Origin of the sequence: Zoogloea sp. (genome assembly GCF_041911615.1) — a bacterium.
GTDB lineage: Bacteria > Pseudomonadota > Gammaproteobacteria > Burkholderiales > Rhodocyclaceae > Zoogloea.
On sequence record NZ_JAYROR010000001.1, the window covers coordinates 1 to 14,245 of the forward strand.

A 14,245-nucleotide genomic window follows, 5' to 3' on the forward strand; every position below is an offset into this window, starting at 1 on the left:
ATCTGGTCGAACGCTGGTTTTGCCGCGTCAAACAGTTTCGGCGCATCGCAACCCGCTACGACAAGCTGGCATCCCGCTTTGCGTCGTTCATCTGTCTGTGTGCAGCTGTCATTTGGGCTGCATGAATGTCCACACACCCTAGCGGCAAACAGGATGAAGAAGATCGAGTTGATGACAACGAGTGTCCATAACCCGTAATCACTGTTACTGGCGTCCATGGCCATCTCCTCCTTCACCGGCATCGCGATCATGCGACTTGTGAGCACCGTGATGGCCATGCATGAAACGGTGCATCAGGGGGCAGGCCAGCAGAAGCAGGTAGGGCAAGACACCAAACAAATGCGCGCGGTGTTCAGTTAGCAGGTAGAACAGGGCGATCGCGGCAAACACCCACCACAGCCACTTGCCGCCCCGGAAATGGTGAGGATGATCATCAGCTCCAGATTCGGATGGCTCACGAGAATCGATCATCACAACCTCCTGCGGTAAGACAAGAATCAACGTGGCGACGGAGGACGGCTACAGCACGCCAGGTTGCCAGCGTGGGCCGCGTTTTCCAGTTCGTTGTGCTCGAAGAATCGCCACAGGCTGCGCCGGAAGACATGCAGCCCAGGCGACCCGCACACCGGATCACGGCGGCTTGATAAAGGACGGGGTGGCATCACCGATCTCCTCTTTGGTCCCCAAATGAGTTCACGCTAACTTTCCTGGCCCCGATCCAGCCGCCACTGTTTCACCAGGGCGTAGATCGCCGGAATCACCGCCAGGGTAAGTACCGTCGAGGAGATCATTCCGCCAACCATCGGTGCCGCGATGCGGCTCATCACCTCGGAGCCGGTGCCCGTCCCCCACATGATCGGCAAGAGGCCGGCCATGATCGCGACGACGGTCATCATCTTCGGGCGCACGCGCTCGACAGCGCCTTCCATTACCGCCGCATAGAGATCGCCGACGTTGGGGGCACGCCCAGCAGTGCGGCATGTGCTCTTCACGGCTTCCCAGGCATGATCGAGGTAGATCAGCATCACGACGCCGGTTTCCGCCGCCACGCCGGCCAGCGCGATGAAACCCACCGCCACGGCCACAGACAGGTTGTAGCCGAGCAGCCACATCAGCCACACCCCACCAACCAGCGCAAAGGGCACCGACAGCATGACGATCAGCGTTTCGGTGATGCGCCGGAAGTTGAGGTAGAGCAGCAGGAAGATCGTCAGCAAGGTGATCGGGATGACGACCTTCATCTTTTCGATGGCGCGCTCCATGAATTCGAACTGACCGCTCCAGGTGACGTAGTAGCCCGGCGGGAACTTGATCTGCTCGGCGACGGCCTTCTTCGCATCCGCCACGTAACCGCCGATGTCCCGGTCACGGATGTCCACGAAGATATACGCCGACAACAAGGCGTTCTCCGTACGGATGCCCGGCGTGCCTTTCGCAACCGAGACCTTCGCCAGCTGCCCCAGCGGCACCATCGCGCCGCCCATCGTCGGCACCAGTACCTGGCTGGCGATCTGCTGAGGATCAGAGCGCAGTTCGCGCGGGTAGCGCACCGTCACGCCGAACCGCTCGCGCCCCTCGACGGTGGTGGTGACCATCTCGCCACCCAACGCACTACCGATGACGTCCTGCAGCTCACCGACGGCCAGGCCGTAGCGGGCCAGTTGCTCCCGATCGGGCTCGATATTGAGGTAGAAGCCACCGGTAATGCGCTCGGCAAAGGCACTGGTGGTGCCGGGCACGGCTTTGACGACGGCCTCGATCTCCTTGGCCAGCTTCTCCATCTCGTCCAGGTCCTTGCCGAAGACCTTGATGCCGATGGGGGTGCGGATGCCGGTGGACAGCATGTCGGTGCGCGCCTTGATCGGCATGGTCCAGGCGTTGGCGACACCGGGGAACTGCAGGGCCTTGTCCAGCTCTGAGATCAGCTTGTCAGTCGTCATGCCGGGCCGCCATTCGGATTGCGGCTTGAGGTTGATGACCGTCTCGAACATCTCGGTGGGCGCCGGGTCGGTGGCGGTGTTGGCGCGGCCGGCCTTGCCGAACACCGACTCCACCTCGGGGAAGCTCTTGATGATCTTGTCCTGGGTCTGCATCAGCTCGGCGGCCTTGGTGATCGACATGCCCGGCAGCGAGGCCGGCATGTAGAGCAAGGTGCCTTCATTGAGGGTCGGCATGAACTCGGAGCCCAGACGGGACGCGGGATAGACCGAAACGGCCAGGACGATCACCGCGAGGACGATGGTCAACTTCTTCCAGCGCATGACCGCGGCGATGATCGGCCGATACACCCAGATCAGCACCCGGTTCACCGGGTTCTTCGCCTCCGGCATGATCTTGCCGCGGATGAACAGCAGCATCAGCACCGGCACCAGGGTCACCGACAGAATCGCCGCACCGGCCATCGAGAAGGTCTTGGTGTAGGCCAGCGGCGAGAACAGCCGGCCTTCCTGGCCTTCCAGCGTGAACACCGGCAGGAAGGAGACGGTGATGATCAGGAGCGAGAAGAACAGCGCCGGGCCCACTTCCTTGCAGGCGGCCAGCATGGCTTCGAAACGTTCGGCCGTGGAGTGGCCCTCCGGCAATCGCTCCAGGTGCTTGTGGGCGTTCTCGATCATCACGATGGCCGCGTCGATCATAGCCCCGATCGCAATGGCGATGCCGCCCAGGCTCATCAGGTTGGAGTTCATGCCCAACAGGCGCATGGCGATGAAGGCCATCAGGACGCCCACCGGCAACATCAGGATTGCCACCAGTGCGCTGCGTACATGGAGGAGGAAGACCACGCAGACCAGCGCCACAATGATCGATTCTTCGATCAGCGTGCCCTTGAGGGTTTCGATGGCCCGGTGGATCAGCTCGGAGCGGTCGTAGACCGTCTGCACCGTCACGCCTTCCGGCAGGCCCGGGCCGATCTCGGCGATCTTGTCCTTCAGGTTATGGATGACCTCCAGTGCATTCTGGCCGTAGCGGGCCATTGCGATGCCAGCCACCACTTCGCCTTCGCCGTTCAGTTCGGTGAGGCCGCGGCGTTCATCCGGTGCCAGTTCAACCCGGGCGATGTCGCGGATCAGCACCGGCGTTCCCTTGTCGGCCTTCACCACCAGCCGTTCGATGTCCTCCCTGCCACGCAGATAGCCCTTGCCGCGCACCATGTACTCGGTTTCGGCCATTTCCACTACGCGGCCGCCCACGTCTCGGTTCGAGTCGCGGATCACCTGGGCAACTTTCATCAGCGGAATGCCGTAGGCGCGCAACTTCACCGGATCGACGGTGACCTGATAGGTCTGAACGAAGCCGCCGATGGAAGCCACTTCGGCAACACCGTGGGCCTTGGCCAGCTGGTAGCGCAGATACCAGTCCTGGATCGTGCGCAGCTCGGCGAGGGTCTTGTCCTTGGCGATCAGCGCGTACTGGTATACCCAGCCGACGCCGGTGGCGTCCGGCCCGATCTGCGGCGTGATGCCCTTGGGCATGCGCCCGGCGGCGAAGTTGAGATATTCCAGCACCCGCGAGCGGGCCCAGTAGATGTCGGTGCCGTCTTCAAAAATGATGTAAACGAAAGACGCGCCGAAGAAGGAGAAGCCGCGCACCACCTTCGACTTGGGCACCGACAGCATCGCCGTGGTGAGCGGATAAGTGACTTGGTCCTCGACCACCTGTGGCGCCTGGCCGGGGTATTCGGTGTAGACGATGACCTGCACGTCGGAGAGGTCGGGCAGCGCGTCGATGGGCGTGCGCAGCACCGCAAACACCCCGGTGGCGAGAATGAAAAGCGTGGCAAGCAGAACCAGGAAGCGGTTTCGGCCCGACCAGTCGATGATTTTGGCCAGCATGATGGATCCTGTGTCAGTGGCCTGCGTGAGGGTTGGCAGCTGGCACCGCCGTGGCGGCTTTGCCGGCAGGGGCCACCGAGGTGATAACCCATTCCCCTGGCTGGCGCTCGACGAACTCGACATCCACCCTGGCTCCCGGCTTCAAGGCCTGCAGCAGCGATGGATTGGCAAGCTTAAACTCCATGGTCATCGCCGGCCACTTGAGGCTGGCGACCGGGCCGTGACTCAGGCTGACCGTCCCGTCCCTGGCATCGACGCTGTCCACCGTGCCTTCAGCACGGTGCCCGGCGGCCTGGGGCGCCGCCGCAGGCTTCTCGCCGTCATTTCCGGATTTCGGCGCGCCGCCATGGCCCGAATGCCCAAAGCCGCCGACCGCGGCTTTCAGGTTGCTTTCCGCATCGATCAGGAAGTTGGCGGCGACGACGACCTTTTCGCCGGCCTTGACGCCATCCATCACTTCAATGTGGCTTTCGCTACGCCCACCCAGCTTCACGTCCCGCGGCTCGAAGCGACCTTCGCCATGCGCGATGAGGACGATCTGTCGGGTACCACTGTCGATCACCGCCGAGGTAGGAACAGTGACGACCTGTCCCTTGCGCTCCACGGGCACATCGACCTGAGCAAACATCGCGGGCTTGAGGAGCTGGCCCGGATTGGCCAGTTCGACCCGCACCGGCACCGTCCGCGTTTCGGGATTGAGGGTCGGATAGACATAGGTCACGCGGCCTTCGAAAACCTTGTCCGGGTAGGCATTGATGCGCACCTTTGCGATGGCCCCCGTACGCACTTGAGCAATGTCCTGTTCGAACACGTCGGCCACAACCCATACCGATGACAGGTCGGCAACTTGGTACAAGGTATCGCCCGGCATGAAGCGCATGCCCTGCAGGGCTTTCTTCTCGGTGACGACGCCAGCCACCGGCGAGCGGAAGGTTAGCGTGCGTTTGGTGGAGCCCGATTTGGCGAGTGCGCGGATCTGCTCGTCGGAGATGTCCCAATTGCGCAGGCGCAAGAGGCTGGATTCGGCGAGCTGCTGCATGCCGCTCCGCGCCTCGCTGCCGGCGTCCTTCAGTGCTTCGACACCCTGGGCGGCAATGGTGTATTCACGCTGGGCAGAGACCAGTTCCGGGCTGTACACCTCGAACAGCGGCTGGCCCTTGGCGACCGGCTGCCCAGTGACGTTCACGTGCAGGCGTTCCACGTAGCCCTCGAACTTCGGGGAGATGGCAAAGCTGCGCCGTTCATCAATCTCGATGCGGCCAGCGGCGCGCACCTGCTTGTCGAGGGTACGCAGTTCCGCCGCCTCGGTTCGCACGCCAAGCTTTTGCACTTTCTCGGTACTGATCTTGATCGAGTTGGCGGCTGCAGGCTCGTCGTCAGCCTCCCCTTCGTAGACCGGGATGTAGTCCATCCCCATCGGGTCCTTCTTGGGCGTCGGCGAGGTGTCCGGCAGGCCCATCGGGTTGCGGTAGTACAGCAGCTTGCGTTCCTTCTTTGCACCTTCTACCGAAGGGGCTGCAACCTGACTGGCGGCAGGTTCATGACTTGCTGTCGGCCGCTGCCCCAGCCAGTAGCCGCCACTGGCAGCCAGGGCGACCGACAGGCCGATCGCAATACCTGCGCCTGTTTTCATAGATCTTCTCCGAGGATTCGTTCGATTTCTGCAAGGCGCATCTGCGCGTCGGCCTGAGCCTTGATACGGTTTTGACGGGCCTGACGGATCTGCCGCTGGGCGTCGAGCAAGGTGGCGAAATCGACTTTGCCGGTCTCATAACCGGCCAACGCCGCCTTGAAAGTCAGTTCGGATTGCGGCAACAAGCTGGTTGCAGCGAGGGTCTCGGTTCTGCGGGCCGCCTCGAAGCCGGACAGGTTCTCGGCCAGTTCACCCAAAACCTGGTTGGCGGTGGCGTCGCGACGGGCTTTCGCGGCTGACAACATGGCTTCCGACTCCCGCTCCTGGGCACGGCGTGAGCCCTGCTGCAAGGGCAGGTTCAGCTCGACCATCAACTCCCATTCCTTCACGGAACCCTGGTACTGGATTGGCGAAACGCCCAGCGTGAAGTCCGGATAGCGGTTCTTGTAAGTCAGTTCGCGATTCTTTTCGGCCGAACGGATGCGTGCCTCCTCGGCAAAGAGCTGCGGGTTCTTTGTCCGCACACGCTCCTCAAGGGCCAGCGGGTCGAGTTGGGCCGGGGCCGGGAGCGTTCGCAGGCGCTCTGGCGCAGCCAGGGGGGACGCGCTGGGCCTTGCAAGGAGGGCATTCAGCCTTGCCTGGAGCTGCCGGCGTTCATTCTCGAGGGCAACCAGCTCGCTCTTCATGCCGGTCTGCTCCACCTGTGCCCGAATCACGTCCTGCTGAGCCGCCAAGCCACCTGCGTAGCGCACTTGGGCGATCTTTTCCAGGCGTGTCATCAGATCGAGGATCTCGCGGGTCAGCTGTTCATTGCGATGGACGTACTGGAGCTGGGAATAGGCTGTCTTGATCCGGGCCGCCAGTTCCGCCCAGGTTCCACTGGCACGACCTTCGGCGCCACGGGCATCGAGTTCGGCGATTTCCCGCTTGAGATCCCGCTTCCCTAGCCAGGGCACGTCCTGCATCAGCAGGTACCGCGTGCTGCCGACGCGGGCCGGCGCCAGCGTCGGGTTCTGCTCACCCATCCGGGTGATGTCGCGCAACTCAGTACGCAACTTCGGGTCGGGCAAGGCGCCGGCCGGAGTGACCCGCTCGGCGGCGGCTTCGGCCTCGTAGCGCATTGAGGCGTATTCAGGATTGCGGCTGCGGGCGAAGTCCAGCAGCGATTCAACGTTGGCGCCAAGTGGCACGTCCTGTGCCTGCGCAGCCAGACTGAATGCCCCCAGCAGCATGGCGTACAACCAACTTACGCGCGGTTTCGTACGCATCTTCATTGATGAGACTCCCTGAATATTGTCGAACTCTGGCAATCAAAGCCACTGCACCAGAAAGCCGTCACTTCTTACGTCGCCCCTTGCGCTCACGCGACTGCACCTTGACGACTCTCGTCGACTTTGGGACGGGCCGCTTTCTGAGTAGCCAGAGCACGAGCACGCCCAACATAAGTCCGGCGGCACCACCAATCATGAGCACCGCTGTCAATTGCTCATGATTGAGAATCGATATGTCGACCCGATGCACGGCAACACGAGTAACTTAGTTGCGTTCCAGATGCACCACGGTCATCGCACCGTTGATCTGATCCGCCATGAAGCGGACCTTGTCGCCGGCCTTCACCTGATCCAGCCAGGCCGGATCCTTGACGCGGAACACCATGGTCATTGCCGGCATGCCGTTGGGCAGCGGGCCATGGGACAGAGTGAGCTTGCTGGCAGACTTGTCGACCTTTTTGACGACACCATCGGTCATCTGGGCAGAAACACCGCTTTTTTCGCCGTGCATGGCGGTGTGATCCGCATGCTCGTTGGCAGCGATGGCGGGAATGGAAAATACGGTGCCCAGCACTGTGGCAAGGACGATGAACGGAGTTTTCATGGAAATTTCCTTCATGAGAGATATCGGATATCAGTGATGGGCAAACACGTTGGTCGAACCATCCGCTTTGACGAGTAACGTTTCGTAGGGCATCGGCTTCGCACTTTCCATGCCGGGGGAGCCCGGCGGCATAGAGGGAACGGCCAAGCCAACGGCCTTGGGCTTCTCTTTCAGCAGGCGCTGGACATCCGCTGCCGGTACATGCCCCTCGATAAGGTAGCCGCCGACCTTGGCCGTGTGGCACGACCCGTACGCTTCGGGCATGCCGAGCTTCTTGCGCTGTCCCGGAACGTCTTCCACGTCATGCGTCTTCACGTCGAAGCCCTGGGCACGCATGTGTTCCACCCACTTACCGCAGCAACCGCAATACGGGCTCTTGTACACATCGACCGGGGCTCCGGCCAGGACGGTGCCCGCCATCAGGCCCAGCACGGACGACAAGATCAGCGTCTGCAGTTTCATGACGATTCCTTTGGTGATTGGGATGGCTCATTCTGGCAAGCGCACACCGACGGGAAGCTGTCCTGAAAATTACATTTTTGTAATCTTCAGGCAAAGGCGCTACAGCCCTCAGTGCGTGTGCTTGAAGCCGGGCGGATGCGTGTGCCCCTTCTTCTCTACTACGGCGGGAGAGACGGGTTCATCCTTGGTATGGTCGCCATGAGCATCATGGGCATCAAGCCCGCCATGGCTGTGTCCTTCGCTGGATGCAACAAGCGCCGTGTAGTCCGCCGCAGTTTGCCCGGGCAGCTTCTGAAGAAAAGCGACCAGATCCCAGATCGCTTCATCCTCCATCCCGCCCTTCGACCAGGCGGGCATGCCTGAAGCCTTGATTCCGTGCTTGATGATCCAGAACTGACGGGCCTGGGCGAATTGGGGGTCGAGCGCAGCTTCGGGCTTGACGGTCAGCTTTGGGGGTGTCGGATAGAGCCCTTTCCGGATCTCCGAGTCCTCTGCTTCCGGAGACAAGTGACATCCCACACACATCGCGTCGTAGTTACCCGAGCCCCGGCGGACCCGTTCCGGATTCGTCAGATCAACAGGCGGCTTGATCTCACTTGCCCGAACTGCGATGGAGCGCTCACGCGCGAATTCGAGCAAACGATAGGTCAGCGGGTGATGGGGCTCGTCGGCGGCAACGTTGATGGCGCCGGAGTAAAGAAGGACGGCCCCTGAAGCCGCACCCACGGCAGCCAGAACCGCCAGGGTGATCAGAGTCTTGTTCATGATGGGGTTCCTCAGTGCTTGTTATCGTGAGTGGAACTCAGTGACCGGAATGCGGGCCGGGCTTTCGGACCTGCACTTCGGTTGCTGCGGGCTTGCCCGTCGCCGGCATGGATTGCCCCCCCTGGGTTTTTGCGCGCGGCGGCTCAGCGGCGGGCCCGGTCCATTCATAGGCACGGGTGCCGGGAGGCTGCTTGTACCAGCCGGGGTCGGAGTAATCGCCGACCTTCTGCTCGGCACGGACTTTCAGGACAGTGAACATGCCGCCCATCTCCACCGCACCATAGGGGCCTTGGCCTGTCATCATCGGAAGGGTGTTGTCCGGCAGCGGCATCTCCATTTCACCCATGTCGGCCATGCCGCGCTCTCCCATCACCATGTAGTCGGGAATGAGATCGGTGATCTGCTTGGCGGCCTCCCGGTGATCGACCCCGATCATCGTCGGCACGTCATGGCCCATCGCATTCATCGTGTGGTGGCTCTTGTGGCAATGGAAGGCCCAGTCACCGGCTTCGTTGGCGATGAACTCGACTTGACGCATCTGCCCGACGGCGATGTCGGTCGTCACTTCCGGCCAGCGCGACCCCTTGGGCGTCGGGCCGCCGTCGGTGCCGGTGACCGTGAATTCGTGACCATGCAAGTGAATCGGATGATTCGTCATCGTCAGGTTGCCGACGCGGATACGTACCCGGTCGTTCTGGCGCACATTGAGGGAGTCGATGCCCGGAAATGCCCGACTGTTGAAGGTCCACAAGTTGAAGTCGAGCATCGTGTTCACCTTCGGTGTGTAGCTGCCGGGATCGATGTCGTAGGCGTTCAGGAGGAAGCAGAAATCCCGGTCCACCTCGTCGATAAGGGGGTGCCGCTCCTTCGGATGGGTAACCCAGAAGCCCATCATGCCCATCGCCATCTGGGTCATCTCGTCGGCGTGGGGGTGATACATGAAGGTGCCTGGCCGGCGTGCCACGAACTCGTAGACGAAGGTCTTGCCAGGGGGAATCTGAGGTTGATTGAGTCCGCCGACACCATCCATTCCGCTGGGCAGGCGTTGCCCGTGCCAATGAATGGTCGTGTGCTCGGGCAGGCGGTTGGTGACGAAGATGCGGACCCGGTCGCCTTCGACCACTTCGATCGTTGGGCCGGGGCTTTGTCCGTTGTAACCCCACAGGTGGGCATTCATGCCAGGAGCGATCTCCCGCACAACCGGCTCGGCCACAAGGTGAAACTCCTTGACGCCCTTGTTCATGCGCCACGGCAACGTCCAGCCGTTGAGGGTGACCACCGGGTTATAGGGCCGACCGGCGCCGGTGACGCCTCGCGGGAAATGCGGAGGCGCCGTGTTCGGATCCTCCTTCAGGATGAGTTCAGGAAGTGCGGCCATGGCGACGGAACTGACCGAGGCCGCGGCCACGGCGCCACCGGTCAGGCCCAGGCTTTGGATGAATGCGCGACGGGATGTCATCGGGTGTCCTTTCGGTTCAGTGATCCGGACGGCCGGTGCTGGCCGGGGAAGTGCGCGCGGCGGCGGCCAAGGAGGGCTTGCCGATCAGGGCCATTTGTAGATCACTCTGGGCAATCCAGTAGTCACGCAGGGACTCGATGTAGCTGTTCACGCTGCTGATCTGGGAGCGGGCGTCGGCAAGCAGATCGAAGACCCCGATCAGCATGCCGTTGTAGCGCAGTAGGTTCTCTTCGGCGATCCGCTTGTTGAGCGGCACGATTTCGTCCCGGTAATGCTTTGCAATGTCGAAGCTGTTGCGATATGCCGAATAGGCTTCGCGGACTTCCGAACGGGCGTTGATGGCAGCTTCCGCCGCACGTTCAACGGCCTGGCCATAGATGGCTTCCGCCTTGGCAACCTTGCTGCCGCCAAAGTCGAAGATCGGGAGTTCGAAACTCACTTCGTAGCCGCGCTTGTAGCCGCTATCTCGTGTTCCCTCCAGGACACGCGCCGGCCCGAACTCCAGCACGTTGATGAAGCGTGTGGCCTGGGTGAGGCCAAGGTTCTTGGCCAGCGCCTCGGTTTCGAGACGGACCGCCTGGAGATCAAGGCGCTGATCCAGTGCCGTTTGCTCGACTGCCGGCAGCTCGTCGGGCAACTTGGGCAGATCTGGCAGGCGCTCGGGGAGTCGAATCGCCTGGGGTGATGGCAAGCCCAGCAGCTTGGTCAGCCGCTCCCGTGCCGCAATGCTGGCTTGCTCGGCCCGAGCCAGTTCGAGGGCTGCGGAGGCATAAAAGCCTTGCTCGCGCGCCTGCTGCAGCCGGTTGAAGTTACCGACTTCCGCCATCTTGCGGGCCAGGCCAGCGCCGGCTTCCGCCGCCTGCTTTACTTTTCGGAGGTAACGGACCGACTCTTCGGCCGCGATGGCACCAAAGTAGGCCTTGCGCGTCTCGGAGGCCAGCCTCGCCACCTCCAGTGCCGTCATGCGCTGGGTCTGGGCGAAGTTGCGTTTCTCGACCTCCACGGCAAGCGGCATGGTGATCAGCGCGAACAGGTTGAAGGTCAGCACCTGTTCGATCTTGAATTCGCGTACCCCATTCTCGGCACGACTGGTGCGAAGCATCGAAAAATGAGGGTTCGGCAGGCGCCCGGCCTGGACCATCTCGGCTTCGCTGATCCCAAGATCGTAGAATGCGGCGCGAAGTCCCCGGTTGTTGTAAATGGCGACCTGAACAGCATCTTCAGCAGCCAGAGGCTTGGCCAGCAGCTCGCTCACGCGGGCATCGATCTCCTTGCGGGCTTCGTCGCTCCTGACCCACTGGGCGTCTGCTCCGATGCGGGTGCGGGTCGTTTCACGCACGGTGTCGAAACCTCCGTCCGAGGAGAAACTGGCACAGCCGCTCAGGACCAGCGTTCCAAGCACCAGGGCGGTCAGCCCCTTGATGGAGCGGGAGTGTCGTGCAGATAGGGTTGAGCGCATGGCAGACTCCTAATGGTGATGGTCAGCAGGAGGCCTCGCTGAGGCCGGCGGCGTCGCTCCGCTTTCCTTCTGCAAAGCCCCATCGGTGTTGGCAGGTGCCGAATGGCCCGTATGCGTGCCGCCTGATCGCTGGACACCTTCGTTAGCAGCTCGCCATGAGCCAACGGGGACTTCCGACCAGGCACGATAATCGGACAAGGAGGGCGCATTGGGGGACGTCCTGAAGGCAGGCTCCAGGGTGGGCGGCTCAGCAGCCAGGACGCTTTTCGTCAAGGCCAGTGCCAGCAGCCCGAGCAGAATTGATCGCATCGGTCGTCTCCGTGGGGTCAAAGAGGGGCATCGGGAATCTGGTGTTCCCATGGCGAGCAGTTTGGGGCGCAAAAACCGACAGGAGACTGACCCGGGAATTACATCTTTGTAATCTTGGGAAGAGTGGAAGCGACTTGCGCCAAAATAACGCTGCCAAATAGAGAATGCTGCGAGGAAGACAATGAAAATACTGATCGTCGAGGATGAGCCCAAAACAGGGGACTACCTCAAGCAAGGGCTGGTTGAAGCGGGCTTCAATGTGGATCTGGTACGTGACGGCATGGACGGGCTGCACTTCGGGATGACCGAAGCTTACGACCTCATCGTGCTCGACGTGATGCTACCGGGCCTCGATGGTTGGCGCGTCCTGCAGGCCTTGCGCAAGGCCGGCAAGGAGATGCCTGTCTTGTTTCTGACCGCCAAGGACAGCGTGGATGACCGGGTCAAAGGGCTCGAACTGGGAGCCGACGACTATTTGGTCAAACCCTTCGCCTTCTCTGAGTTGCTGGCTCGCGTTCGAACGCTCTTGCGCCGGGGCACCAAAAACAAAGAAGTTGATGCTTTACATGCGGCAGACCTAGAGCTGGACCTCCTGCGCAGGCGTGTCACACGAGCCGGCAAGCGAATCGATCTCACCGCGAAGGAATTTGCCCTCCTTGAACTCCTGCTACGGCGGCGTGGCGAAGTGCTGCCGCGCTCCCTGATCGCCTCCCAGGTGTGGGACATGAACTTCGACAGCGACACCAATGTGATCGAGGTGGCAGTGCGCCGCCTGCGGGCCAAGATCGACGACGGCTTCGAACCCAAGCTGATTCGCACTGTGCGTGGCATGGGCTATGTTCTGGAGGAACAAGAGTGCGAGTAGTTCGCCCAGGGAGCCGCCGCAAGTCCCTGACCTTCCGCCTGACCCTGCTGTTCGCGGCTGCATCGACCGTGGTGTTGCTGATACTGGGTTTGATTGTGGCCAAGTCCGTCGAAGACCACTTCGAAGAGCAGGACATGGAGGCCCTGAGCGGCAAACTTGAGCTGATTCGCCACGCCTTGGCCAAGGTGAATTCGCCAAAGGACCTAGCGGCAATTCCGCAGCAAATGGATGACGCCTTGATCGGCCACCATGGCCTGATCGTGGCCGTAAAAGGACCGGACGGTCAAACTCTGTTCGCCACCCACGACGCGCCCTTCCCCCAACCTTTAATGGATCGGGTCAAGACACCTGAGGCTAAGCGCCCTTACGTGTGGCAGGTCGATGATCGGTTGTCGTTCCGGGGCATCGTGGCTCAAGCACCAACCGGGGTGCAGGCTTGGTCGCCTGCCGTAGTCGCCGTGGCGACGGATATTTCCCATCACAACAGCTTCATGGATTCATTCATGAAGACACTTTGGAGTGTCGTCATTGGGGGCACACTGGCGACTGGACTACTCGGTTGGTTTGCCGCCCGTCGAGGACTGGAACCACTTCGCGAGATGAAACGCAGAGCCACGGAAGTCAGCGCCCAGCATCTCGACCAGCGTTTGCCTGTGGACACCGTTCCCGTCGAACTGGCTGAGCTGGCTGAATCCCTCAACGACATGCTGGCCCGGCTGGAGGAGTCGTTCAAGCGACTTTCAGACTTTTCGTCTGATCTGGCCCACGAACTCCGGACCCCGGTCAGCAACCTGATGACGCAAACCCAGGTTGCCCTTTCCAAGACTCGTAGCTCCACCGAGTACCGGGAAGTGCTGGAGTCTAACTGCGAGGAGTTCGATCGTCTGTCGCGGATGATTTCGGACATGCTGTTCCTCGCCAAGTCGGAAAACGGCCTCATCGTGCCGGGTCAGGAAACCTTTGATCTGGCGGACGAAGTCACGGCCCTGTTCGATTTCTATGGTGCCCTGGCCGAAGAAAACAGCGTCACACTACGGCTTGAGGGCTCAGGACAGGTGACCGGAGACAGGCTGATGCTCCGACGGGCCATCGGTAACCTGCTATCCAACGCGCTTCGCTATACCCCGTTTGGTGGGCGCATTGTCGTGACGGTGAGCGTCGTACGAGACAGTGGAGACGCCGAGACAATCCACCTCGCTATCGAAAACACTGGGGAGCCCATCCCGTCGGAACACCTGTCACGTCTCTTCGACCGCTTCTACCGCGTGGATGCATCCCGTCGCCACACAGGGGATGGCGCCGGGCTGGGCCTTGCCATCACTCGCTCAATCCTGCGATCTCACGGAGGCGACATTGAGGGACGGGCGGGGGAAGGAAGCAACATTTTCGAGATGTGGATGCCGGCGTCGATAGTCACGCCTCACGGCACTGATTAACTTTATCAACTTAGCCTGGTCGAGACGAACATATTACGCTTCAAGCTATTGGGGGTGCGACTGGCCGCTTGAGAGTGAAACTACAGGCTCCAGAGGTGCATGTGCGCTGCGCAATTCCGAATACCATCACATATTTTTGGCGTTTCGGT

At 61.5% G+C, this 14,245-nt stretch carries 12 protein-coding genes; 3 read left to right on the plus strand and 9 right to left on the minus strand.

Annotation, left to right across the window (positions count from 1 at the left end):
• On the plus strand, positions 1–125 hold a 125-nt coding region (locus ACE3P2_RS00005; protein ID WP_374259569.1), incomplete at its 5' end, for a transposase.
• Positions 126–204: 79 nt separating this feature from the next.
• Here ACE3P2_RS00005 and ACE3P2_RS00010 read toward each other — a convergent pair.
• The 9 genes from ACE3P2_RS00010 to ACE3P2_RS00050 all read right to left on the minus strand — a co-directional run bounded on the left by ACE3P2_RS00010 (position 205) and on the right by ACE3P2_RS00050 (position 11,486).
• Complete coding sequence (locus ACE3P2_RS00010) at positions 205–471, minus strand: DUF2933 domain-containing protein (RefSeq protein ID WP_334170138.1); 267 nt, start codon at positions 469–471, stop codon at positions 205–207.
• A 227-nt stretch (positions 472–698) separates the two neighbouring features.
• Positions 699–3,833: an efflux RND transporter permease subunit gene (locus tag ACE3P2_RS00015; protein ID WP_334170137.1), complete on the minus strand. Its 3,135-nt coding sequence runs from the start codon at positions 3,831–3,833 to the stop codon at positions 699–701.
• A gap of 13 nt (positions 3,834–3,846) precedes the next feature.
• A complete protein-coding gene (locus ACE3P2_RS00020; RefSeq protein ID WP_374259435.1) occupies positions 3,847–5,466 on the minus strand; it encodes an efflux RND transporter periplasmic adaptor subunit in 1,620 nt (539 codons plus the stop codon).
• Positions 5,463–6,740: a TolC family protein gene (locus ACE3P2_RS00025; protein WP_334170135.1), complete on the minus strand. Its 1,278-nt coding sequence runs from the start codon at positions 6,738–6,740 to the stop codon at positions 5,463–5,465. Before ACE3P2_RS00025 ends, ACE3P2_RS00020 begins: the two co-directional genes overlap by 4 nt.
• A 262-nt stretch (positions 6,741–7,002) precedes the next feature.
• Entirely contained in the window at positions 7,003–7,341 is a 339-nt protein-coding gene (locus tag ACE3P2_RS00030; protein ID WP_334170134.1) for a copper-binding protein, read from the minus strand.
• A 30-nt stretch (positions 7,342–7,371) separates the two neighbouring features.
• Positions 7,372–7,803, minus strand: coding sequence for a DUF411 domain-containing protein (locus ACE3P2_RS00035; protein ID WP_374243942.1), 432 nt, complete (start codon positions 7,801–7,803; stop codon positions 7,372–7,374).
• Positions 7,804–7,911: 108 nt separating this feature from the next.
• Positions 7,912–8,568, minus strand: a complete 657-nt coding sequence (locus ACE3P2_RS00040) for a cytochrome c (RefSeq protein ID WP_374259439.1) — start codon at positions 8,566–8,568, stop codon at positions 7,912–7,914.
• Positions 8,569–8,605: 37 nt separating this feature from the next.
• Positions 8,606–10,027 (minus strand): multicopper oxidase family protein, encoded by a 1,422-nt coding sequence (locus ACE3P2_RS00045; RefSeq protein WP_299886589.1) that lies wholly within the window; start codon positions 10,025–10,027, stop codon positions 8,606–8,608.
• Positions 10,028–10,043: 16 nt separating this feature from the next.
• On the minus strand, positions 10,044–11,486 hold the full coding sequence (locus tag ACE3P2_RS00050; protein WP_374259443.1) for a TolC family protein: 1,443 nt from the start codon (positions 11,484–11,486) through the stop codon (positions 10,044–10,046).
• Between the two features lie 490 nt (positions 11,487–11,976).
• On the opposite strand from ACE3P2_RS00050, the gene ACE3P2_RS00055 reads away from it, so the two are divergent.
• Together ACE3P2_RS00055 and ACE3P2_RS00060 are read left to right on the plus strand one after the other, a co-directional pair.
• On the plus strand, positions 11,977–12,660 hold the full coding sequence (locus ACE3P2_RS00055) for a heavy metal response regulator transcription factor (RefSeq protein WP_374243946.1): 684 nt from the start codon (positions 11,977–11,979) through the stop codon (positions 12,658–12,660).
• Positions 12,651–14,096 (plus strand): heavy metal sensor histidine kinase, encoded by a 1,446-nt coding sequence (locus ACE3P2_RS00060; protein ID WP_374243947.1) that lies wholly within the window; start codon positions 12,651–12,653, stop codon positions 14,094–14,096. Before ACE3P2_RS00055 ends, ACE3P2_RS00060 begins: the two co-directional genes overlap by 10 nt.
• The last annotated feature ends 149 nt before the right edge of the window (positions 14,097–14,245 follow it).